We start from the raw sequence: 19,934 nt of genomic DNA, 5'->3' as shown, positions 1-19,934 counted from the left end.
CATTGTGGCAAGTCCCCTCAGCGCAGGAAGTCGAGGAGGCTCGGCTGCATGACACGGGAGGTGGCGCCGAGGGCGGCCTGGTAGGCAACCTCCTGCAGCTTGAGCTCGACGGTGGTCTCGGCGAGGTCCGCGTTCTCGATCGTGCTCAGCTGGTTCTTCAGCGAGATCCCGGCGTCGGAGGCGATCTGGTCGGCCTGCTCCAGCCGCTGGAAGCGGGTGCCGGCGGCGGTCCGGGCGCTGGTCACGGTGTCGATGCGGGAGTTGAGCGTGTTGATCGAGGCGCTGATCCCCGCCTTGTCGCCGGCGCGCAACGCCGTCGCCAGCGCGTCCAGCTCGGCGAACACCGACGTCGCGCCGTCGCCGAAGACCGTCGGCCCGTCGACGTCGACCTTGACCACGACCCCGTCGGCGATGCGCCGGTTGACGTCGCCGAGCGTGCCGACGTAGTTGCCCGCGGCGTCGTACGCCGCCGTCCCGGCGGTGACGCCGCCGAACACCGGGCTGTCGAGGTACTTCGTGTTCGCCCGGGAGACCAGCTCGTCGCGGATCCCCTCGACCTCGACGGCCAGCGCCTCGCGCGCGACCGGCCCGGACGCCGACGCGTTCGCGCCCTGCAGGGCGAGGTCGCGGGCCCGCTTGACCGTGGTGGTCACGGAGTCGAGCGCGGAGTCGACCTGGGTCAGCCAGCCGAGGCCGTCCTGGGCGTTGCGGGAGTACTGCGCCTGGTCGGCCAGCGAGCTGCGCAGCCGCATCGACGCGGTGGTCCCGGTGGGGTTGTCGGAGGGCCGGTTGATGATGCGGCCGGTGGAGAGCTGCTCCTGGACCTTCGCCAGCCGGCCGAGGCCGCGCTGCAGGTTGTCGAGCGAGCCCTCGGTCAGCATCCGCTGGGTGACGCGTCCGATGCTCATCAGCGACCCACCAGCCCGGTCCGGTTGATCAGGGTGTCGAGGACCTCGTCCAGCGTGGTCAGCAGCCGCGCGGCCGCCTCGTAGGACCGCTGTGCGGTCATCATGTTCACCGTCTCCTCGTCGAGGTTCACGCCGGCCTGCTGCTCCCACGCGTCGTCGAGCGACCCGGTGAGCGCCGTCTGGTTGGCGGTCTGCCGCTGGAGCGAGGCGACCGCGGTGCCGAAGCCGTTGACCAGGCGCTGGTAGGCGTCGGCGGCGTCGCCGGCCCGGCTCAGCGCGTCGGCGTTGACGCCGTCGCGCCCTGCCCCGGTCACCGACGACGCGGCGACGAGGGCCGGGTCGGTGATCGCGACCTGCAGGCTGGCCGCGCCGACGAGCGGGTCGTAGGAGAAGAACGTCCCGCCCGCGGCGCCGGCGGCGTCGTACCCGAGCGCGTGCTGGGTGTTGACGGCCGCGGCGAGGTCGGCGGCGATCGCGTCCAGCCCTGCCCGGTACGACGGCAGGGTGGTCGTGAGCACCTGGGTGATCCCGCCCAGCTCGCCGCCGGGACCGGCCGCGCCGGTCGGGAGCACCGTGCTCCCCCAGCTCGCGTCGATCCGGAAGGTGATCGGCGCCCCGTCCGCGTCGCCGGCCGGCGTCACGCCGGAGGCGACCACGAAGCTGCCCGCCTCCTTGCCGGTGACGAGGGCCTCGCCGCCGACGGTGACGTCGAACTGGCCGTCCGCGCGGACGGTCGTGACCGCGCCGGCGAGCTCGGCCAGCCGCAGCGCGAGCTGGTCGCGCTGGTCGCGCAGGGTGCCCGCGTCGGTGCCGTTCTGCTCGGTGACGAGGATGTTGTGGTTGAGCTCGGCGATGCCGGCGGCCGCGGTGTTGACCTCGTCGACGACGTTGTTGAGGTGGACCCGCTGGTCGGCCTCCTCGCCGGCGACGTTGGCGACCTGGATCCGCAGCGCCTGCGCGAGCGTCTCGGCGCTGCCGAGCACCTGCTGCCGCGCGGCGTCGCCGCCGGGGTTGGTCGAGAGGTCCTGCCAGGCGTTGCGGAAGTCGAGGATGGCGGCGTACACGCCGTTGTCGCCGGGCTCGCCGATGCCCTCCTCGACGCGCGCGAGGATCGTCTGCTGCGTCTCGAGGTAGGACAGCGAGCCGTGCTCGCGGCGCACGCGGATGTCGAGCAGCGGGTCGACCATGCGGCGGACCTCGCCGACGCCGACGGTGCCGCCGAAGTTGTCGGAGCGCGACCACATCGCGGGGACGTTGGTGCTGATGCTCTCGCCGACCACGCGACGGCGGACGTAGCCGTCGGTGCTGGCGTTGGAGATGTTGCTGCCGGCGACGTCGAGGGCGACCTGCTGGAAGCGCAGCGCCGCGCTCGCGGAGGTGATCGCGCCGAAGGAGCCCGCCATCACAGGCTCCGGTCGACGAGCCGGGTGGCGGCCGGGGTCAGCACGGCGTCGCCCGACGGGGTGTAGCTCGCGGTCGTCGTACCCCCCAGGGCGAGCAGGGTCTCGCGGGCCGAGCGGTAGCCGGCCGTGATCAGGCCCTTGGCGTCCTCGGACGTCTCGGCGATCTCACGGGCCAGGGCGACCATCGCGTCGCGGTGGTCGCGCAGGATGCCGGCCCACGGGTCGGGGGCGGCCTCGGACAGCGCGCCGAGCGACGGGTTGGGCGTCAGCCCGAGGGCCTCGGCGGCCTCGTCGGCGGCGGTCGCCCGCAGCACCTCGGTGGCGCGGAGGTCCTCCAGGACCTCCTCGATCTCCCGCGTGACGTTGACCAGCCAGCGGGTCTTGCCGGAGGCGAGCACCATCCGCTCGACCTCGAGCTTGTAGGCGAGTGTCTCGAGCAGCTCGCGCTCACGCCACAGGATCTGCGACAGCCTGTCCATCGATCGTCCGGCCTCTCTGCTCCGCCCCCGAGATGCGGGGTGTCTGTAGCACCCCCATCGATCACGACGGAAGCGACCTGAGCAGTTTCGGCCGGATGTCCCTGCACCCCCACCCCACAAGGAACCACACGGTTCCGGGACCTCGGTCCCGTATTGCCCCACCGAGCGGTCACTCGCATCGAATTCGCGTGCGACACGCCGGACCGTTGCCGGAATCTCAGGGACGTGAACGAGTACGAGGGCACCGTCGCCGCCGAGACGGACGAGCTGATCACCACCCACATGCCCCTGGTCGGCCACATCGTCCGCGAGACGATGGGCAGGGTGCCGTCGCACGTGAGTCGCGACGACCTCACCTCGGCCGGGCTGACCGCCCTCGTCCTCGCCGCCCGGGCCTTCGACCCCGAGCGTGGCGTCCCGTTCGACCGGTACGCCGCCACCCGCATCCGCGGCGCGCTGCTCGACGAGCTCCGCTCGGTCGACTGGGCCTCCCGGTCCGTCCGGCGCCGGGCCCGCGACCTCGCCGAGACCCGCAGCCAGCTCGCCAACGTGCTCGGCCGCACGCCGACCGTCGCGGAGGTCGCGCAGGCCGCCGGGATGACGCCCGACGAGGTCGCCGCCAACGACGACGACGTGTCCCGCGCCCAGGTCCTGTCGCTGCAGGGGTCGGCGACGACCCCGATCGAGGAGCTGGTCCCCACCCGTGCCCCGTCCCCGGAGGACCTGGTCGAGCATGCCGAGCGGCTGACCTACCTGCGCGAGGCGATCGAGGAGCTGCCCGAGCGGCTGCGGATCGTCGTCCAGGACTACTTCTTCGCCGAGCGGCCGATGGCCGACATCGCCGCCGAGCTCGGCGTCACCGACTCCCGCATCTCGCAGATGCGCGCCGAGGCGCTCACCCTGCTGCGCGACGCGCTCAACCACGCCCTCGAGCCGGCGCTGCTCAAGCCCGCCGGCAAGGCCGGCGGCGTGGCCCAGCGCCGCCGGGAGTCGTACTTCGCGGCCGTCGCGGCCCGGCACGCCGACGGTGTACGCCGCGGCGTCGTCACGCCGCTCGACGCCGTCGGCTAGCAGCTGCACCGGGGCGAGGCGTCTCGTGACGGTTGCTGCGCAACCTCCTCGACGAACTTCCCCCGAAAACCTCTCAAGCCCGGGGTCGGCGTACCGATCACCACCCCGACGGGAGACCACGGACGGTCACCCGAGAACCACAGGACGACCTGATTCCAGGAGGGAAACATCATGGGTCTTCGCATCAACCAGAACATCGAGGCCACGAACTCGTACCGCAACCTGTCGGTCACGCAGAACCAGCTCTCGAAGTCGATGGAGAAGCTGTCGTCGGGCTTCCGGATCAACCGGGCCGCCGACGACGCCGCCGGTCTGGCCATCTCCGAGGGCCTGCGCTCGCAGGTCGGCGGCCTGAAGGTCGCGGTCCGCAACGCCCAGGACGGCGTCTCGGTCGCACAGACCGCCGAAGGTGCGCTCACCGAGGTCCACTCCATGCTGCAGCGCATGAACGACCTCTCCGTGCAGTACAACAACGGCACCCAGAACACCGAGTCGCAGGCGGCCCTGCAGGCGGAGTTCGACGCGCTGAACACGGAGATCACCCGGATCAAGGACAACACCAAGTTCAACGGTGTCGACCTCTTCGCCGGCGCTGCGCTCACCTTCCAGGTCGGCTACGACAACACCGACACCATCGCGATCTCGGCCACCGCGCTGGCCGACTTCACCGCCGGTGCCGCGGTCGCCGCCGTCGACATCACCGACAGCAACACGCTGCAGGCCGCGATCACCGAGGTCTCCACCCAGCGTGCCGAGCTCGGTGCGGTGCAGAACCGGTTCGAGCACACGATCAACAACGTCAACGTCGCGATCGAGAACCTGTCGGCCTCCGAGTCGCGCATCCGCGACACCGACATGGCCCAGGAGATGATGAGCCTCACCCGCTCGCAGATCCTCAGCCAGGCCGGCACGGCCATGCTCGCCCAGGCCAACTCGGCCCCCAACGGCGTGCTCCAGCTGCTCCGCGGCTGATCCGCACCACCAGCTGAACCCACAAGTGCCGGTGGGGCCGACCGGCCCCACCGGCACTTGCCATTGCCTGGACTGACCAGCGCCCGCACGTGCTCCCCCACCCGCCACCCAGGAGGACCCCATGGCCGGCACGAGCAGCATCGGCGGACTCGCCAGCGGACTCGACACCGCGAGCATCATCAACCAGCTGATGACGCTCGAGGCTGCGTCGCAGACGAAGTTGAAGACGCAGGTCACCACGGAGCAGGGCAAGGTCACCGCCCTCCAGAAGCTCAACACCGCGCTGCAGGCCCTCGCCACGGCGGGCAAGGACATGGCGGTCCCGACGACCGGCACGTGGTCCACCCTCAAGGCGACCTCGAGCAACACCGGTGTCGCCGTCACCGCGACGTCCGCGGCGACGCCGGGGGCGTTCACGGTCACCGTGGGCCAGACCGCGCTGACCCACCAGGTCGCGTTCACCGATGCCCACGCGAAGACCGAAGTGGTCACCGGCGCGACGACGAGCGTCGTGCTCAAGCGGTCCGGCGAGGCCGACCTCCAGGTCGACACCGCCAACGGCACCCTCGAGGAGCTGGCCGGGGCGATCAACGCCGCCGACGCCGGCGTCCGGGCCACGCTCGTGCGGACCGGGAGCAGTGGCGGGGTCGACCAGTACCGCCTGCTGGTGGAGTCCACCGCCACGGGAGCGAGCCAGGACTTCGAGCTCACCGACAGCACCGGCGCCGCGCTCCTCGGCGGCACCACGGTGCGGGCCGGCCGCGACGCCAGCATCTCGATCGGCGGGATCACGGCCACCTCGACGAGCAACACCTTCGCCGACGTCGTACCGGGGGTGACGATCACGCTCGGCGCGAGCGCCACCGGGACCGCCGACCTGACGGTCGCCCGCGACGCCGACGGCCAGTCGGCCGCGGCCAAGGGCTTCGTCGACCAGCTCAACGCGGTCCTCACCCAGATCGGCACGCTGACCTCCAACACGCCGGAGGCGAGGGGAACCCTCGCCGGCGACAGCACCCTGCGCCGCGTCGCGGGTGCCCTGCAGGACACGATCTACCCGCCGGACGGCACCTCGATGGCCAAGTACGGCATCCAGGTCGACCGCTACGGCAAGGTCACCTTCGACCCGAAGAAGTTCGCCGAGTCGTACGCCGCCGACCCCGTGGCCACCGCCGCCGCGTTCACCGGACCCACCGGCTTCGCCGCCCGGGTCCAGAAGGTCGCCGAGGCCGCCAGCGACAAGTACGACGGCACGGTGACCGCCGCGATCACCACCCACACCTCCACGATCACCCGGCTCAACGCCAGCATCGAGCGGTGGGACGACCGCCTCGAGCTGCGACGCCAGACCCTCGAGCGGCAGTACACCGCCCTCGAGACCGCCCTCTCCCAGCTCAACAGCCAGTCGACATGGCTCACCAGCCAGCTCGACTCCCTGTCCGCATCCACCCAGTGAGGACCGCCCCATGTACGCCACCCGATCGGTGCACAGCGCGCAGAGCGCCTACCGCGAGAACGCCGTCGCCACGGCCTCCCCGGCACGCCTGCTGGTGATGCTGGTCGAGCGCCTCGTCCTCGACGGCGAGCGCGCGCTCGCCGCCCAGCAGTCCGGCGACTGGCCGGCGGCCCACCAGCACCTCCTGCACGCCCAGGACATCGTCGTCGAGCTCGAGTCGAGCCTCGACGTCGACCGGATGCCGGCGGGGCCGCAGCTGCTCTCGCTCTACCAGTACCTCCGGGGCTGCCTCGTCGAGGCCAACGTGAAGCGCGACCCGGCGAAGTCGGAGGAGGCCCTCGGCCTCGCCCGGCAGCTGTGCGACACCTGGCGCGAGGCCGCGATGGCGGCGGCGATCCAGTGACCGCCGTACCTGCGCCCGGGCTGCCCGAGCAGCCCCGGCGACCTGTGACCTGGCGCGAGGCCCTCGACCGGCTGGAGGCCCACGCGGACCGCGCGGAGCAGCTGATCCGCGGTCACGCGGCTCCGGACGAGCCGCCGTGGGCACCGCCGACCGACCTCGGCCCGATCCCCGACGAGTTCGTGCCCCGGGCGCGACAGCTGCTGGCCCGCCAGCAGCGGTTGATGGCCGCCATCCCCGCGCTGCTGTCGGACAAGCACCACCAGCGGAGGGTGGCGGACCGGGTGGCGGACGCGACCAGCACGCCCGCGCACCCGGTCTACCTCGACATCACCGCCTGAGAGGCGCCTGCCGCACGACGAAGGCCCCGAGGTCCCGCACGGGACCTCGGGGCCTTCGTCGTCCTCGGGACGGCCAGCTCAAGCAGCGCGCGAGCGCCGGACCGCCCCGACGACGCGGTCCGCCAGCTCCTCCAGCGGCAGTACGTCGTCGGCGAGTCCGGCGCCCGCGACCGCACCCGGCATCCCCCACACGACCGAGGAGTCCTCGTCCTGGACGAGGATCCGGGCGCCGGCCGCGGCGAGCTGCCGGGCCCCGGCGAGACCGTCCTGGCCCATCCCGGTCAGCACGGTGGCCAGCGCGCTGCCGCCGTACACCTCGAGCGCGGAGCGGAAGAGCACGTCCACGGCGGGACGGCAGAAGTTCTCCTGCGGTCCCTGGTCGAGCACGGCGCGGACGCCCGTGCCGCGACGCTGGACGCGGAGGTGGAAGTCGCCCGGGGCGAGCAGGACGCGGCCGGCGCGCACCTCGTCCCCGTCAACGGCCTCGCGCACCTCGAGCGGCGAGACCTTGTCGAGTCGCTGGGCGAGCATCGCGGTGAATACCGGGGGCATGTGCTGCACGACGAGCACGGGGATGCCCAGGTCGGCGGGCAGCCGCGGCAGGAAGCGGGCGAGGGCGTCGGGACCGCCGGTGGAGCAGCCGATCAGCAGGGCGGTGACGGACTTCGGCGCCGGTGCCGACCGCTCGCGACGCACGATCGGGCCGCCGGCGCCGGGGGTCAGCTTGCGCAGGCCCGCCAGGGCGCGGATCCGCGGCACCAGCTGGTCGCGCACGGCGGCGATGCCGTCGGCGATCTGCCCGGTGTTGCTCGGCTTGGTCACGTAGTCGCTCGCGCCACGTGACAGGGCGTCGAGGGTCGCGGTCGCGCCGCGCTCGGTCAGTGTCGAGAACATGATGACCGGGAGCCGCGCGTGCTTCTCCCGGATCCGGGTCAGCGCGCCGAGGCCGTCGAGGTTCGGCATCTCGATGTCGAGCGTGACCACGTCGGGCCGGAGCTCGTCGACCATCCGGACCGCCTCGAGGCCGTCCCGGGCCATGCCGACCACCTCGATGTCGCTGGCACTCCCGAGCGCGGTCGTCACCAGCCGTCGTACCAACGCCGAGTCGTCCACGACGAGCACCCTGATCCTGGTCACGGGCCACCCATCGGCCCACAGGGATAGTCCCTGACGAAAAGCACCCGATCGCACGCGATTTCGGTGCTTTTCGTCAGGGACTACCGTGCGCGGCCGAAGGAGCGGGCATGACCGCCCCTTCCGCCTTCGCGTCCGTCTCGGCGCTGGTTCGCCGCGAGACGTCGATGGTGTACGACGAGGGCAAGGAGTACCTCGTCGAAGCACGTCTCACCCCGCTGGCGAACGCCAAGGGACTCGGGCTCGAGGAGTACGTCGCGCGGCTCGCCTTCGACGCCGACGAACGGCGCAAGGTGATCGACGCGCTCACCATCAACGAGACCAGCTGGTTCCGCGACCACACGCCCTACCAGGCGTTCACGGACGCGATGCTCCCCGCGCTCCTGGAGGAACGGGCGACGTCCCGCCGCCTGCGGATCTGGAGCGCGGCGTGCTCGAGCGGCCAGGAGGCCTACTCGATCGCGATGCTCCTCGACCAGCACCTGCCGTCCGGCTGGGAGTACGAGATCGTCTGCACCGACATCTCGACCCAGATGCTCGACCGGGTGCGGGCCGGCAGGTACAGCCAGGTCGAGGTCAACCGCGGCCTGCCCGCGACCAGCCTGGTCCGCTACTTCTCCCGGGTCGGGCGCGACTGGGAGATCGCCGAGCGGCTGCGGGAGCGGGTGAGCGTCAAGCACCTCAACCTCGCGGCGCCCTTCCCGATGCTCGGCACGTTCGACGTGATCTGGCTGCGCAACGTCCTCATCTACTTCGACGCCGAGACGAAGGCGGACATCCTGCGCCGGATGCTGCCGATGCTCACCCCCGACGGCTACCTGCTGCTCGGGTCCTCCGAGACCACCCTCGACATGCCGGCCGACCTCACCGCCTCGTGGCGGCGCGACCAGATCGGCCGCGTGCCCGCCTACCGCCGGGCATCCGCCATGACCCTCTCCAGGACAGGAGCCTGATCGTGCGAGCCATGATCATCGACGACTCCCGGGCGATGCGCAGCATCCTGCGCCGCATCGTCACCGGGCTCGACTTCGAGACCACCGAGGCCGAGCACGGCCAGGCCGCCCTCGACCAGATGAACGCGGGCGTCGTACCCGACGTCTGCCTGGTCGACTGGAACATGCCCGTGATGGACGGCTACACGTTCATCACGCAGGTGCGTGCCAACCCCGAGTGGCGGGACGTGACGCTGATGATGGTGACGACCGAGAGCGAGCAGCGCAACATCGTGCGCGCGCTGGCCGCCGGCGCCCACGAGTACGTCATCAAGCCGTTCACGCCGGACGCGATCGTCGAGAAGCTCTCGCTGCTCGGCCTCGTCCCGGCCGAGACCGAGCAGGGGGCGTGGGCATGAACGTGCTGACCTTCTTCGAGGCCTCCCCCGACGAGGCCGACGCCCCGACCGTCGACGACCTGCAGGCCGTCACCGAGGACGTGTGGCTGGCCCTGGTCGGCGAGGACGAGGTCCTCGTCCCGCGGATGGTGCCGCCCGGCACGCCCTTCGACGCGACCGGCGTCTGGTCGTCCTCGGTGACCGTGAGCGGCGGCTGGGCCGGCGTCGTCACCGTCGAGCTCGACGAGGGCGTCGCGCAGCAGCTCAGCGCCCGGATGCTCGCACTCCCCGAGGGCGAGCCGGTCGCCGACGGCGACATCGCCGACGCGGTCGGCGAGCTGGTCAACATGGTCGGCGGCAACGTGAAGAGCCTCATGCCCGGGCCGAGCGTGCTGTCTCTGCCGGCCGTCGCCGCGGGCCGCGCCGCCTTCGCCAGCGACGTCGCCGAGGTGTGCCGCCTGGACCTCGCCTGGCGCGGCGCGCCGGTGCGCATCTGCATCCACGTGCCGGCCTGACCACCCGATCAACCCGAACCACCCGATCAACCCGAACCACCCGAACCACCCGAACCACCCGAGAACCGGAGCCAGTGAGGTCCTGATGAAGATCCTGATCGCCGACGACAGCCGCGTGATGCGGCAGATCGTGATCCGCACCCTGCGCCAGGCCGGGCACGGCGGCCACGACATCGTGGAGGCCGAGAACGGCCGCGAGGCGCTCGAGATGGTGCGCTCCGAGGCGCCCGACCTGGTCCTCTCGGACTGGAACATGCCCGAGATGAACGGCATCGACTGCCTCGCCGCGCTGCGCGCGTCCGGCTCCGACGTCGCCTTCGGCTTCGTCACCTCGGAGGGCTCCGAGGAGATGCGGCAGCGTGCCGCGTCGGCCGGCGCCGCCTTCCTCATCGCCAAGCCGTTCACCCCGGAGGCGTTCGACGACGCCCTCCGCAGCGTGCTCTGAGGGGGAACCCGATGGTCATCCACCTCCCCCAGCCCAAGCAGGTGCGCGAGCTGCTCGCCGACCTGCTCGGCCGCGACGTCACCCTCGAGCCGGCCGCACCCTTCGCGCCCGGTCCCGACACCGCCGCCTCGATCGCCGTGTACGTCGACGACCAGCTCCGCATCTGCGCGCTGATCGCCTGCGACCTGGCTCTCTCCGCCCACGCCGGCGCGGCGATCGGCCTGGTGCCGGTCGGCGGTGCCGAGGCCGCGATCGAGGACGGCAAGCTGACCGACACCCTCGCCGAGAACCTCTACGAGGTGCTCAACATCGCGGCGTCGATGTTCAACGTGGCAGGTGCCGACCACCTGAAGCTGCACGCCCTCCACCCCGCCGGTCCCCCACTGGACCCGCAGCTGCGGATCAGCGCCCTGACGCTCGGTCGCCGGGAGGACCTCGCCGTGTCGATCGGCGGGTACGGCAGCGGCGCGCTGTCCGTCGTACTGCTGGCCTGACCTGCGGCGGAGACGATCGGACGAACTAGTCGGGACCAAGTCCCAGCGGGTCGGCCTCAGGTCCGGATCGCGAGGACCGATCGGGGGCACTGAGCGACGGATTGCTCACCACCGCCGACGGATCGGCACCGACTGCACCGCAACACAACCCGGACGAACGGCTCCCCACCAGGAGCCGGAGAACCGGTGGCGGTGCCTTCCGAGGAGATCCGCTCGTGTCCTTCGCAGCGTCCGACGCCGTCGGGTTCGTGTTGCACACGGCGATCAACGGACTGTCCACCCGGCAGAACGTGATCGCGGACAACATCGCCAACGTCGACACCCCTGGCTTCCGCGCCCGGGCCGTCGAGTTCGAGTCCGCCCTGGAGCGCGCGATCGAGCGCGGCAGCGCGACCACCTCGGGCCCCGGGGCGGTCGGCGTCACGGTGGACGCGACGGACACGCCGGTCGGTGCCAACGACAACAACGTCGACCTCCGCAAGGAGTCGATCGCGGCGATCCAGACGCAGTACCAGTACCAGATCATGGGCCGCGCGATCAGCGACCGCAGCTCGCGGCTCGCGATCATGGGCGGGGGCGCGGGCTGATGGGCGCCTTCGACTCGCTCCGCATCGCGAACACCGCGCTCGGGGCCCACCAGGTCTGGCTGGACGCCCTCGCCGGCAACATCGCCAACGTCAACACGGTCCGCTCGACCGACGACGAGGCGTTCCGTGCGACGTACGTCGTCTTCGACCCCCGCCAGGACGGAGGCGTCGACGTCGAGGGCTTCGCCCAGTCGTCCGCCGAGGGCCGCGTGGTCAGCTCGCCGAACCACCCCCTCGCCGACGAGGACGGCTACGTCCGGATGCCCGACGTCGACATGGCCGCGCAGATGAGCGAGCTGGTCATGGCGCAGCGCGGCTACCAGGCCTCGGTGCAGGTCACCAAGACCGCCCAGGACACCTACTCCGCGGCGCTCCAGATCGGCAACCGCTGATGGACATCTCGCCGCTCCAGTTCCCGACCCTGTCCGGGTCCGCCGCGGTCAACCCCGCGCTCTCGATCACGCCCAGCACCCAGGTCCAGGCGACGCCGGGCTCCGACACCGAGTTCGGGTCGCTGGTGCTCGACGGCCTCGACCGGCTCGAGGGCCTGACCGACAAGGCCGACGGCCTCGCGGTGCAGGCGGCCACCGGCAAGCTCGAGAACATCCACGACTACACGATCGCCGCCAGTGAGGCGTCGGTCGCCAGCCAGCTGACCGTGGCGCTGCGCAACAAGGCCGTCGACGCGTTCAACGAGATCATGCGGATGCAGGTCTGAGGCCGACGATGCAGCAACGACTGAACAGCGCGCTCACGCGCTTCCGCGACACCTTCGCCGCCTTCACGGCCGGCCAGAAGGCCGTCGCCGTCATCGGTACGGCGGCCCTGCTCCTCGCCGCCTTCCTCGTCTTCCGCTGGGTGTCCGCGCCGAGCTACGCGCCGCTCTACTCCAACCTGTCGGGCGAGGACGCCTCCGCGATCGTCGACGAGCTGACCGCCGAGGGCGTCTCCTACGAGCTCGCCGACGGCGGCAACACGATCATGGTGCCGCGCAACGACGTCTACTCGACGCGGGTGAAGCTGCAGGGCAAGGGCCTGCCGGGCAACTCGGGCGAAGGCGGCTACGGACTGCTCGAGGGCCAGGACCTCACCACCTCCACGTCGCAGGAGAACACCAACTTCAAGCGGGCGATGGAGGGCGAGGTCGCCAACACGCTCGAGGCGATGGACGGCGTGAACACCGCGATCGTCCACTTCGCGATGCCCGAGAAGAAGGTCTTCAGCGACGAGCAGGACCCGACCACCGCGTCGGTGCTGATCGACACCAACCCCGGCACCGAGCTCAACGAGGAGCAGGTGCAGTCGATGGTCAGCCTGGTCGCGCGCAGCATCGACAGCCTCGACCCCAAGAACGTCACCATCTCGGACTCCAGCGGCAAGCTGCTCACGGCGGACACCTCGGACGGTGCGTCCGGCGCCGGGGCCGCGTCGCTGCGGAACAAGCAGGTCGCGGCGTTCGAGAGCTCGATGCAGGGCAAGATCCAGGCCGCCCTGGACACCTGGGTCGGCGCCGGCAACTCCACCGCCACCGTGACCGCCGACCTCGACCTCGACAAGTCGGTCACCAACAGCCGCAGCTACAGCAACGAGAAGAAGAACCCGCCGATCTCGCAGACCAAGTCGTCGGAGAAGTACTCCGGGACCACCGGCGGCAACGACGGCGCGGGTGGCGTGGTCGGCGCCGACGGCCAGATGGACCCGACGGCCGCCGCGAACGGCGGCGGCAGGTACCAGAGGGACGAGGAGGTCCGCGACAACGCCCTCGACGAGGTGGTCGAACGCCGCGAATCGGCCCCGGGCGGCGTGAAGACGCTCCACATCGCCGTGGCCCTCGACGCGACCGCCGCGGCCGACATCCAGCCCGAGGTGATCAAGGACCAGATCGCCAGCGCGGCCGGGATCGACCCGGAGCGCGGCGACACCATCGAGGTCGCGCTGATCCCCTTCGACAAGACCGGGGCCGAGACCGCTGCCGCGGAGATCGCCGCAGCCAAGGCCGCCGACGCGGCCGACCGCAAGAACGCGATGATCCGCAACCTCGCCATCGGCGGCGGCGTGATTCTCGTCGTCCTCATGGCCTGGTGGCAGGCACGCCGCCGCTCCAAGGCCCGCGACGAGGCGACGTCGTACGTCGTCGAGCAGCTCCGCCTGGACGCCGCGAACCGCGCGCCGGCGATCGAGAGCCCCGCCCTGGCGGCGCTCGAGGCCGCCGAGAACGACGAGGAGGACTCGATGCGTGACGAGCTCATCGCGCTCGTCGAGAAGCAGCCCGAGGACGTCGCCGCGCTCCTGCGCGGATGGCTCGTGGAGCCCCGGAAGTGATGGACCGATGACTGCCATGCTCACCGCGGGAAGCGGTTCCGCGATCCTCCAGATGGGCGTGCGCAAGGCCGCCGTCCTGCTCATCCAGCTCGGCAAGGACCGCGCCGCGCAGGTGATGTCGCACCTCTCCGACGCCGAGGTCGAGGCCATCTCCGCCGAGATCGCGCGCCTCGACGCGGTGACGGCCGACGAGACCAGCCAGGTGCTCACCGAGTTCCACGACCTCGCCACGGCGCACGCCCACGTGACCCAGGGCGGCTTCGGGTTCGCCCAGCAGCTGCTCGAGCAGTCGCTCGGGCCGGAGCGGGCCAAGGAGATCATGGAACGGCTGCACGCGGCCGCCGTCCAGATGCCCTTCCAGTTCCTCCACCGGGCGGATCCCGCGCAGCTGCGGGGATTCATCGCCGACGAGCACCCGCAGGTCATCGCGCTGGTGCTCGCCCACATGGCCGCCGACAAGGCGTCGCTGCTGCTGAGCGGACTGCCCGCCCACCAGCAGGCCGTCGTCGCGCACCGGATCGCCGTCATGGACCGGACCTCGCCCGAGATCGTCCGCACCGTCGAGTCGATCCTCGAGCGCAAGCTGTCGTCGATGCTGCAGCCCGCCGAGGTCTCCCGCGTCGGCGGCGTCGACCCGCTCGTCAACATCATCAACCGCTCCGACCGACCCACCGAGCGCCAGATCGTCGAGGGCCTCGAGGGCCTCGACCCGTCGCTCGCCGACGAGGTCAAGAGCCGGATGTTCATGTTCGAGGACATCGTCGGCCTCGACGACCGCTCGGTGCAGCAGGTGCTGCGCCAGGTCGACACGGCCGACCTCGCGCTCGCGCTCAAGGGCGTCAGCGAGTCGGTCCGCACCAAGATCACGTCCAACCTGTCGGAGCGTGCCGCGGAGAACCTGCTCGACGAGGTCGAGATGCTCGGCGCCGTCCGCCTGGCGCAGGTCGAGGAGGCCCAGCAGGGCGTCATCCGCACCATCCGCCAGCTCGAGGAGCAGGGCCAGATCATGGTCCGGCGAGGGAACGACGATGAATTCGTGGTCTGACGTCTCCCATCCCGAGCTGCGGGTCGGGACCTGGACCCGCCTGGGCGGCTCCGCCGTGCTGGGCGACGCGGTCACCGAGTCCATGCTCGACGGCCTCGCCGCCAAGGCGCAGGAGGCCGCCCGGGCACAGGGGTACGCCGTCGGCTGGGCCGAGGGACGCCGCGCGGCCGCCGAGCAGGCAGCCGCCGAGGAAGCCACCCGCGCGGGGCACCACGCCGCCGCGGAGCAGCGTCGGGAGGCCGAGCACCGCGCGGCCGTCGACGCGCTGGGCCGGGCCGCCGAGCAGGTCAGGGGGCTGCTCGGCGACCTGGCCGCGGCGATCGAGGAGCAGGCCACCGACCTCGCCTTCGCGCTGACCACCGAGGTCCTGGGCGCGCGCGTCGCGTCCCTGACCGCGGCGGACGTCGTCGTACGCGTGCTCCAGGTGCTGCCGGCGGTTCCCGTCGGCCGGGTGCGCCTGCACCCCTCGATCATCGCGAGCGGCGCCGTGCAGGACCTCGCCGAACGCGGCCTCGAGGTCGTCGCCGACCCGTCGCTCGGCCGCGCCGACGCGCTCGTCGAGGCACCCGACGGCTCGGTCACCGACCTCCGCGTCGACGAGGCGATGGAGCGCGTCCGGGAGGTCCTGAAGTGAGGCTCTCCCCCGCCGTCCTGGACCGTGCGGCGAGCGCTGCCCGGCCGCTGCGGCTCGGCACCGTCACCGAGCTCGTCGGCCTGCACCTCGAGGTGCGCGGGCTGGCATCCGCCGCCGGCGACCTGGTCGAGGTCCGCACCTCCGGCGGTCCGCTGCTCGCCGAGGTCGCCGCGCTGCGCGACGGTGCGGCCGTCTGCCTCCCCCTGGGTACGACGACAGGGGTCCGCGTCGGCGACCACGTCCACGCCACGGGCGGCCCGCTGCGGATCCTCGTGGGCGACGCGCTCCGCGGCCGGGTGCTCGACGGGCTGGGCCGCCCGGTCGACGGCGGTCCCGCCCTCGCCGACCTCCCCGGCCTCGCCCCGGTCTCCACGGACAACGCCGCGCCGGACGCCCTGTCCCGGCCGCGGATCGCCCAGCCGCTCGGCCTCGGCGTCCGCGCGCTCGACGCGCTCGTACCGGCCGGCCGGGGCCAGCGGCTCGGCATCATGGCCGGCTCCGGCGTCGGCAAGTCGTCGCTGCTGTCGATGATCGCCCGCGGCACCGACGCCCAGGTCAACGTGATCGCCCTCGTCGGCGAGCGCGGCCGCGAGGTGCGCGAGTTCATCGACGGCGACCTCGGACCGGAGGGCCTGGCCCGCTCGGTCGTGGTCGTCGCGACGTCCGACGCACCCGCCGTCGAGCGGCTGCGCGCGGCCTTCACGGCCACCCGGATCGCCGAGTGGTTCCGCGACAGCGGCCGCGACGTGCTGCTGATGATGGACTCCCTCACCCGCGTGGCCATGGCGCAGCGCGAGATCGGCCTGTCCGCCGGCGAGCCGCCCGCGACCCGCGGCTACCCGCCCAGCGTGTTCGGCCTCCTGCCCCGCCTCCTCGAGCGCGCCGGCACCTCCGCCCGCGGCTCGATCACCGGCCTCTACACCGTCCTCGTCGAGGGCGACGACCTCCAGGACCCGGTCGGCGACACCGCCCGGTCGATCCTCGACGGGCACGTCGTGCTCAGCCGCGAGCTCGCCACCGCCGGCCACTTCCCCGCGATCGACGTGCTCGAGTCGATCTCCCGCGTCCACCGCGCGGTCACGACGCTCGACCAGCAGGCCGACGCGACCCGGCTCCGCCGGATGCTCGCCGCCCACCGCTCCGTGAAGGAGCTCGTCGAGATCGGTGCGTACGTCGCCGGCGCCGACGAGCACGCCGACGCGGCCCTCGCGCGGCTGCCCCGCATCGAGGCCTTCCTGCAGCAGGGCATGGACGAGCTGACCCCGCCCACCGAGACGTGGGACCGCCTCGCCGGGCTGGTGGCGTCATGAGCCGCGTGCACGCCGAGGACCGGGGCCTCGCCGCGGTCGCGCGGGTCCGCGAGGTCCGCGAGACCGACAGCCGGATCGGCCTCCAGCAGGTGCTCGCCGAGCAAGCCGGGCTGACCGGCCGGCTCACCTCGTTGACCGACACGCTCGGGTCCGCGGTGCTCGTGCCGGTCTGCGCACCCGGCGACCTGCTCGCCCAGCGGACCGCGCTGGCGAACGTCGGCGTCCTCGCCGCCGAGACCCGGTCCGCCCTGGCGACCACCGAGGTCGTCGCCGACGAGGCGCGGGTGCGCTGGGGCGCCGACCGCGCCCGACTCGCCGCGGTCGAGCTGCTGCTCGAGCGTCGGGCCACCGGGCGTCGTACCGAAAGGGCGCGGCGGGAGGCCCGCGAGGCCGACGACCTGGCCGCGCAGGCCTGGGCGCGGGAGGCGGCGCGATGAGCATCGACCACGTCACCTCGCGGATCGCCTCGATCCAGGCCCAGCTCGCGCGCTTCGCGACCACGTCCGCGACCTCCGGTGTGTCCGGGGAGTTCGCCACCGAGCTCGCGTCGGCGACACCGGGTGCGGCCGGCGCCAACGGCGTGAGCGGCCAGGACGTCGTCAACGAGGCGAAGAAGTACCTCGGTCTCCCGTACGTCTGGGGCGGCACCAGCAAGGAGAAGGGCGTCGACTGCTCCGGACTCGTGCAGTCGGTCTACAAGGCGCTCGGCTACGACCTGCCGCGGGTGTCCGCCGACCAGGCGCGTCAGGGCACCGCCGTCGCGAGCCTCGCCGAGGCCCAGCCGGGCGACCTCATCGCGTGGGACAACTCCAGCCGCAACAACGGCGCCGACCACATCGCGATCTACATCGGCGACGGCAAGATGATCGAGGCGCCGCGCACCGGGCTGAACGTGCGGATCGTCGACGTGCCCTCGGAGCCCGACATGATCCGCCGGATCATCGGCACCGGCTCCGGCGCCGCCTCGGGCACGGCCGGCACGGCCGGGATCTCCGCCCGCGTCCCCGCGTCGATCCCGTACGCCGACCTGATCAACTCCGCCGCGGCCCGCACCGGCGTCCCGGGCGAGCTGCTCGCCGCCGTCGCGAAGCAGGAGTCCGGCTTCAACCCGCGCGCGGTCAGCCCGGCCGGGGCCCAGGGCCTGATGCAGCTGATGCCCGGCACGGCCCGCGGCCTCGGCGTCGAGAACTCCTTCGACCCCGCCCAGGCCATCGACGGCGGCGCGCGCCTGCTGCGCTCGCTGCTCGACAAGTTCGGCACCACCGAGCTCGCGCTGGCGGCGTACAACGCCGGACCGGGCGCGGTCAGCCGCTACGGCGGCATCCCGCCCTACCGCGAGACCCAGAACTACGTCCGCAACATCATGGCGATGGTGAGGAGCTGAGAGTGAGCATCGCGCCCTTCCTTCCGGGACTTCCCGTGCCGGCCGCGACCGACGGCGGTACGACGGCCGACGGGTCCGGCGGCGACCCCGGGTCGGCTGCCTCCGCGTTCGGCGACGCCCTGGCCGCCGCCCTCGCGGGCACGCTCGCCGTCGCCCCCACCCCCGCATCCGCAACCGCGACCGCTCAACCGGCGGCGCCCACCCCGGCCACCCCCTCCCCCGCCGACTTGCCGGTCCTCCCGGTCGACTTGCCGGTCACTCGCGTCGACGTGCCGGTCTCGTCGATCGACTTGCCCGTTCCGCCCGCCGAGTTGGCGGTTTCGTCCGCCGAGTTGGCCGTTTCGTCCGCCGAGTTGGCCGTTCCGCCCGCCGAGTTGGCCGTTCCGGCCGCCGAGTCGGGCGTTCCGGCCTCCCGTCGTACGACGGACGGCGCGCCCGCCGGTGGCCTCACCTCGGCGCTCAGCCCGGTCGACGCCGGTGCGGAGTCGGTCTCCGGAGCCTCGGCGCGCGAAACAGCCAAGTCGACCGACCAAACGGCCAACTCGACCGACGAAACGGCCAACTCGACCGACCAAACCGCCAAGTCGACCGTCGAAACGGCCAACTCGGCGGTCGGAACGCCCAACTCGGCGGTGACGAAGGCGGTGGTGCAGCAGGTGTTCCCGGAGGTGACGCGGTTCGTGAGCACGGTGACCGCGACGCCGCCCGGGAGCGCGGGACCGGCCAACGGGACGCACCGGATCACGCTGACCCTGCAGCCCGAGCAGCTCGGCGAGGTGCGCGTGACGCTCGTCGTGAAGGACGGGGCGGTGCACGTCCGGCTCGCCGGCGGGGAGGGCATCGAGGGGGCGGCCGTGCACCGGGCGCTCGCCGGCGAGGCCCCCGAGCTGCAGCGGCTCCTCGAGCGGACCGGCGCCGAGGCGCGGGTGACCGTCCGGGACCCGTTCGCACCCCTGCTGCCCTCGACCACGCCGTCACCGCAGGCGGGCCCGGACACCGACGCCCGCTCGGGGGCGCAGGCCCGGCAGGACCGCCAGGACGCCCAGGACGGCCGCGCCGCGCGCGAGCAGCCCCGCGAGCAGCCCCGGCGGCAGGAGCCGCAGCGGGCGTCGTACCCCATCGAGACCACCCCGGTCGCCGGTCGCCTCGACCGCACCGTCTGACCACCACCAGGAGGCACCATGTCGATCGGATCCACCGAGGGCGTCAGCTACGGCGTCACCGGAGCAGCCAGCACCGGAGGGACCGCGCCCACCGCGACGAGCGGCGACAAGGACATGTTCCTGCAGCTGATGGTCGCCCAGATGAAGTACCAGGACCCGCTCAACCCCACCGACTCCTCGCAGTTCCTCGCCCAGACCGCGCAGTTCACGGCCCTGGAGAAGATGCAGGACGTCGCCGACCAGTCCGCGATGCTGCTCAGCACGCAGCTGGCGTTCGGCGCGAGCTCGCTGATCGGCCAGACCGTGCGCTGGTACGACGACGCGGGCGCCGAGCAGAGCGGCAAGGTGCAGGGCACCACCTACCTCGCCAGCGGTCCCGTCCTCAGCGTCGACGGCAAGCAGGTCCCGATCACCGACGTGATCAGCGTCGGCGACGCACCCACGATCAAGGCGCCCACCACCAGCAGTGGTGGCACCTACGTGCCACCTAGTGGTACCCCGTCCACCACCGCCTGACCCAGCCTGACCCAAGAAGGAGAAC

26 protein-coding genes are annotated in these 19,934 nt (G+C 72.3%); 21 read left to right on the top strand and 5 right to left on the bottom strand.

Going from position 1 to position 19,934, the window contains the following annotated elements:
* Positions 1–17: 17 nt before the first annotated feature.
* From flgL to flgN, 3 genes are read right to left on the bottom strand one after another with little or no spacing between them, the layout of a single operon-like run.
* Complete coding sequence (gene flgL, locus BJ993_RS15075; protein ID WP_036547440.1) at positions 18–908, bottom strand: flagellar hook-associated protein FlgL; 891 nt, start codon at positions 906–908, stop codon at positions 18–20.
* The gene (gene flgK / locus BJ993_RS15070; RefSeq protein ID WP_179649650.1) at positions 908–2,311 is read right to left on the bottom strand and encodes a flagellar hook-associated protein FlgK; all 1,404 of its coding nucleotides are present in this window, start codon (positions 2,309–2,311) and stop codon (positions 908–910) included. Before flgK ends, flgL begins: the two co-directional genes overlap by 1 nt.
* Positions 2,311–2,790, bottom strand: coding sequence for a flagellar export chaperone FlgN (gene flgN, locus BJ993_RS15065; protein ID WP_179649648.1), 480 nt, complete (start codon positions 2,788–2,790; stop codon positions 2,311–2,313). Before flgN ends, flgK begins: the two co-directional genes overlap by 1 nt.
* Before the next feature lie 225 nt (positions 2,791–3,015).
* On the opposite strand from flgN, the gene BJ993_RS15060 reads away from it, so the two are divergent.
* From BJ993_RS15060 to BJ993_RS15040, 5 genes are all read left to right on the top strand, one after another.
* On the top strand, positions 3,016–3,861 hold the full coding sequence (locus tag BJ993_RS15060; protein ID WP_036547433.1) for a sigma-70 family RNA polymerase sigma factor: 846 nt from the start codon (positions 3,016–3,018) through the stop codon (positions 3,859–3,861).
* A gap of 171 nt (positions 3,862–4,032) precedes the next feature.
* On the top strand, positions 4,033–4,833 hold the full coding sequence (locus BJ993_RS15055) for a flagellin N-terminal helical domain-containing protein (protein WP_036547430.1): 801 nt from the start codon (positions 4,033–4,035) through the stop codon (positions 4,831–4,833).
* A gap of 121 nt (positions 4,834–4,954) precedes the next feature.
* Positions 4,955–6,289 (top strand): flagellar filament capping protein FliD, encoded by a 1,335-nt coding sequence (gene fliD, locus BJ993_RS15050; protein WP_179649646.1) that lies wholly within the window; start codon positions 4,955–4,957, stop codon positions 6,287–6,289.
* A 10-nt stretch (positions 6,290–6,299) separates the two neighbouring features.
* Positions 6,300–6,692, top strand: a complete 393-nt coding sequence (gene fliS / locus BJ993_RS15045) for a flagellar export chaperone FliS (RefSeq protein WP_179649644.1) — start codon at positions 6,300–6,302, stop codon at positions 6,690–6,692.
* The gene (locus BJ993_RS15040; protein ID WP_179649642.1) at positions 6,689–7,030 is read left to right on the top strand and encodes a hypothetical protein; all 342 of its coding nucleotides are present in this window, start codon (positions 6,689–6,691) and stop codon (positions 7,028–7,030) included. Before fliS ends, BJ993_RS15040 begins: the two co-directional genes overlap by 4 nt.
* Before the next feature lie 78 nt (positions 7,031–7,108).
* Here the strand turns inward: BJ993_RS15040 and BJ993_RS15035 are convergent, their stop codons facing one another.
* A complete protein-coding gene (locus tag BJ993_RS15035) occupies positions 7,109–8,167 on the bottom strand; it encodes a protein-glutamate methylesterase/protein-glutamine glutaminase (RefSeq protein ID WP_308645581.1) in 1,059 nt (352 codons plus the stop codon).
* A gap of 107 nt (positions 8,168–8,274) precedes the next feature.
* Between BJ993_RS15035 and BJ993_RS15030 the strand changes: the two genes are divergently transcribed.
* From BJ993_RS15030 to BJ993_RS26365, 14 genes are all read left to right on the top strand, one after another.
* Positions 8,275–9,117, top strand: a complete 843-nt coding sequence (locus BJ993_RS15030; protein WP_179649640.1) for a CheR family methyltransferase — start codon at positions 8,275–8,277, stop codon at positions 9,115–9,117.
* Between the two features lie 11 nt (positions 9,118–9,128).
* Positions 9,129–9,515, top strand: a complete 387-nt coding sequence (locus tag BJ993_RS15025) for a response regulator (protein WP_207011017.1) — start codon at positions 9,129–9,131, stop codon at positions 9,513–9,515.
* Positions 9,512–10,009 carry a chemotaxis protein CheX gene (locus BJ993_RS15020; protein WP_179649638.1) on the top strand — a complete coding sequence of 166 codons (498 nt, stop codon included), beginning with the start codon at positions 9,512–9,514 and terminating at the stop codon, positions 10,007–10,009. Before BJ993_RS15025 ends, BJ993_RS15020 begins: the two co-directional genes overlap by 4 nt.
* Positions 10,010–10,094: 85 nt before the next feature.
* On the top strand, positions 10,095–10,454 hold the full coding sequence (locus tag BJ993_RS15015) for a response regulator (protein WP_036547411.1): 360 nt from the start codon (positions 10,095–10,097) through the stop codon (positions 10,452–10,454).
* A gap of 11 nt (positions 10,455–10,465) precedes the next feature.
* Positions 10,466–10,948: a hypothetical protein gene (locus BJ993_RS15010; protein WP_036547408.1), complete on the top strand. Its 483-nt coding sequence runs from the start codon at positions 10,466–10,468 to the stop codon at positions 10,946–10,948.
* Positions 10,949–11,163: 215 nt separating this feature from the next.
* On the top strand, positions 11,164–11,535 hold the full coding sequence (flgB, locus tag BJ993_RS15005; RefSeq protein WP_036547405.1) for a flagellar basal body rod protein FlgB: 372 nt from the start codon (positions 11,164–11,166) through the stop codon (positions 11,533–11,535).
* Entirely contained in the window at positions 11,535–11,927 is a 393-nt protein-coding gene (locus BJ993_RS15000; RefSeq protein ID WP_036547402.1) for a flagellar basal body rod protein FlgC, read from the top strand. Before flgB ends, BJ993_RS15000 begins: the two co-directional genes overlap by 1 nt.
* Complete coding sequence (gene fliE / locus BJ993_RS14995; protein WP_036547399.1) at positions 11,927–12,253, top strand: flagellar hook-basal body complex protein FliE; 327 nt, start codon at positions 11,927–11,929, stop codon at positions 12,251–12,253. The genes BJ993_RS15000 and fliE overlap by 1 nt, the downstream gene beginning before the upstream one ends.
* Positions 12,254–12,261: 8 nt before the next feature.
* Positions 12,262–13,857: a flagellar basal-body MS-ring/collar protein FliF gene (fliF, locus tag BJ993_RS14990; protein WP_179649636.1), complete on the top strand. Its 1,596-nt coding sequence runs from the start codon at positions 12,262–12,264 to the stop codon at positions 13,855–13,857.
* Between the two features lie 7 nt (positions 13,858–13,864).
* The gene (gene fliG, locus BJ993_RS14985; RefSeq protein ID WP_051932422.1) at positions 13,865–14,902 is read left to right on the top strand and encodes a flagellar motor switch protein FliG; all 1,038 of its coding nucleotides are present in this window, start codon (positions 13,865–13,867) and stop codon (positions 14,900–14,902) included.
* Positions 14,886–15,536, top strand: coding sequence for a FliH/SctL family protein (locus BJ993_RS14980; RefSeq protein WP_179649634.1), 651 nt, complete (start codon positions 14,886–14,888; stop codon positions 15,534–15,536). Before fliG ends, BJ993_RS14980 begins: the two co-directional genes overlap by 17 nt.
* Positions 15,533–16,846 (top strand): FliI/YscN family ATPase, encoded by a 1,314-nt coding sequence (locus tag BJ993_RS14975; protein WP_308645580.1) that lies wholly within the window; start codon positions 15,533–15,535, stop codon positions 16,844–16,846. The genes BJ993_RS14980 and BJ993_RS14975 overlap by 4 nt, the downstream gene beginning before the upstream one ends.
* The gene (locus tag BJ993_RS14970) at positions 16,843–17,283 is read left to right on the top strand and encodes a flagellar FliJ family protein (protein WP_179649632.1); all 441 of its coding nucleotides are present in this window, start codon (positions 16,843–16,845) and stop codon (positions 17,281–17,283) included. The genes BJ993_RS14975 and BJ993_RS14970 overlap by 4 nt, the downstream gene beginning before the upstream one ends.
* Positions 17,280–18,230 (top strand): transglycosylase SLT domain-containing protein, encoded by a 951-nt coding sequence (locus BJ993_RS26365; protein ID WP_179649630.1) that lies wholly within the window; start codon positions 17,280–17,282, stop codon positions 18,228–18,230. The genes BJ993_RS14970 and BJ993_RS26365 overlap by 4 nt, the downstream gene beginning before the upstream one ends.
* A 184-nt stretch (positions 18,231–18,414) precedes the next feature.
* Here the strand turns inward: BJ993_RS26365 and BJ993_RS26600 are convergent, their stop codons facing one another.
* A complete protein-coding gene (locus tag BJ993_RS26600; RefSeq protein ID WP_179649628.1) occupies positions 18,415–18,918 on the bottom strand; it encodes a hypothetical protein in 504 nt (167 codons plus the stop codon).
* Between BJ993_RS26600 and BJ993_RS26595 the strand changes: the two genes are divergently transcribed.
* Together BJ993_RS26595 and BJ993_RS14950 are read left to right on the top strand one after the other, a co-directional pair.
* Positions 18,911–19,393, top strand: a complete 483-nt coding sequence (locus BJ993_RS26595; protein WP_179649626.1) for a flagellar hook-length control protein FliK — start codon at positions 18,911–18,913, stop codon at positions 19,391–19,393. The two genes, BJ993_RS26600 and BJ993_RS26595, sit on opposite strands and share 8 nt — an antisense overlap.
* Positions 19,394–19,411: 18 nt before the next feature.
* The gene (locus BJ993_RS14950; protein WP_036547388.1) at positions 19,412–19,909 is read left to right on the top strand and encodes a flagellar hook assembly protein FlgD; all 498 of its coding nucleotides are present in this window, start codon (positions 19,412–19,414) and stop codon (positions 19,907–19,909) included.
* Positions 19,910–19,934: the final 25 nt, after the last annotated feature.

Origin of the sequence: Nocardioides aromaticivorans (genome assembly GCF_013408525.1) — a bacterium.
In the GTDB taxonomy this organism is placed as follows: Bacteria; Actinomycetota; Actinomycetes; order Propionibacteriales; family Nocardioidaceae; genus Nocardioides; species Nocardioides aromaticivorans.
The sequence above is the reverse complement of the archived record's forward strand: the minus strand, read 5'-3'. Positions and strand labels throughout refer to the sequence as shown.

Coding starts and splice junctions, on each gene's coding strand:
- flgL (WP_036547440.1), bottom strand. CDS start 908: ATGAGCATCGGACGCGTCACCCAGCGGATGCTGACCGAGGGCTCGCTC.
- flgK (WP_179649650.1), bottom strand. CDS start 2,311: ATGGCGGGCTCCTTCGGCGCGATCACCTCCGCGAGCGCGGCGCTGCGC.
- flgN (WP_179649648.1), bottom strand. CDS start 2,790: ATGGACAGGCTGTCGCAGATCCTGTGGCGTGAGCGCGAGCTGCTCGAG.
- BJ993_RS15055 (WP_036547430.1), top strand. CDS start 4,033: ATGGGTCTTCGCATCAACCAGAACATCGAGGCCACGAACTCGTACCGC.
- fliD (WP_179649646.1), top strand. CDS start 4,955: ATGGCCGGCACGAGCAGCATCGGCGGACTCGCCAGCGGACTCGACACC.
- fliS (WP_179649644.1), top strand. CDS start 6,300: ATGTACGCCACCCGATCGGTGCACAGCGCGCAGAGCGCCTACCGCGAG.
- BJ993_RS15030 (WP_179649640.1), top strand. CDS start 8,275: ATGACCGCCCCTTCCGCCTTCGCGTCCGTCTCGGCGCTGGTTCGCCGC.
- BJ993_RS15025 (WP_207011017.1), top strand. CDS start 9,129: ATGATCATCGACGACTCCCGGGCGATGCGCAGCATCCTGCGCCGCATC.
- BJ993_RS15020 (WP_179649638.1), top strand. CDS start 9,512: ATGAACGTGCTGACCTTCTTCGAGGCCTCCCCCGACGAGGCCGACGCC.
- BJ993_RS15015 (WP_036547411.1), top strand. CDS start 10,095: ATGAAGATCCTGATCGCCGACGACAGCCGCGTGATGCGGCAGATCGTG.
- BJ993_RS15010 (WP_036547408.1), top strand. CDS start 10,466: ATGGTCATCCACCTCCCCCAGCCCAAGCAGGTGCGCGAGCTGCTCGCC.
- BJ993_RS15000 (WP_036547402.1), top strand. CDS start 11,535: ATGGGCGCCTTCGACTCGCTCCGCATCGCGAACACCGCGCTCGGGGCC.
- fliE (WP_036547399.1), top strand. CDS start 11,927: ATGGACATCTCGCCGCTCCAGTTCCCGACCCTGTCCGGGTCCGCCGCG.
- fliF (WP_179649636.1), top strand. CDS start 12,262: ATGCAGCAACGACTGAACAGCGCGCTCACGCGCTTCCGCGACACCTTC.
- fliG (WP_051932422.1), top strand. CDS start 13,865: ATGACTGCCATGCTCACCGCGGGAAGCGGTTCCGCGATCCTCCAGATG.
- BJ993_RS14980 (WP_179649634.1), top strand. CDS start 14,886: ATGAATTCGTGGTCTGACGTCTCCCATCCCGAGCTGCGGGTCGGGACC.
- BJ993_RS14970 (WP_179649632.1), top strand. CDS start 16,843: ATGAGCCGCGTGCACGCCGAGGACCGGGGCCTCGCCGCGGTCGCGCGG.
- BJ993_RS26365 (WP_179649630.1), top strand. CDS start 17,280: ATGAGCATCGACCACGTCACCTCGCGGATCGCCTCGATCCAGGCCCAG.
- BJ993_RS14950 (WP_036547388.1), top strand. CDS start 19,412: ATGTCGATCGGATCCACCGAGGGCGTCAGCTACGGCGTCACCGGAGCA.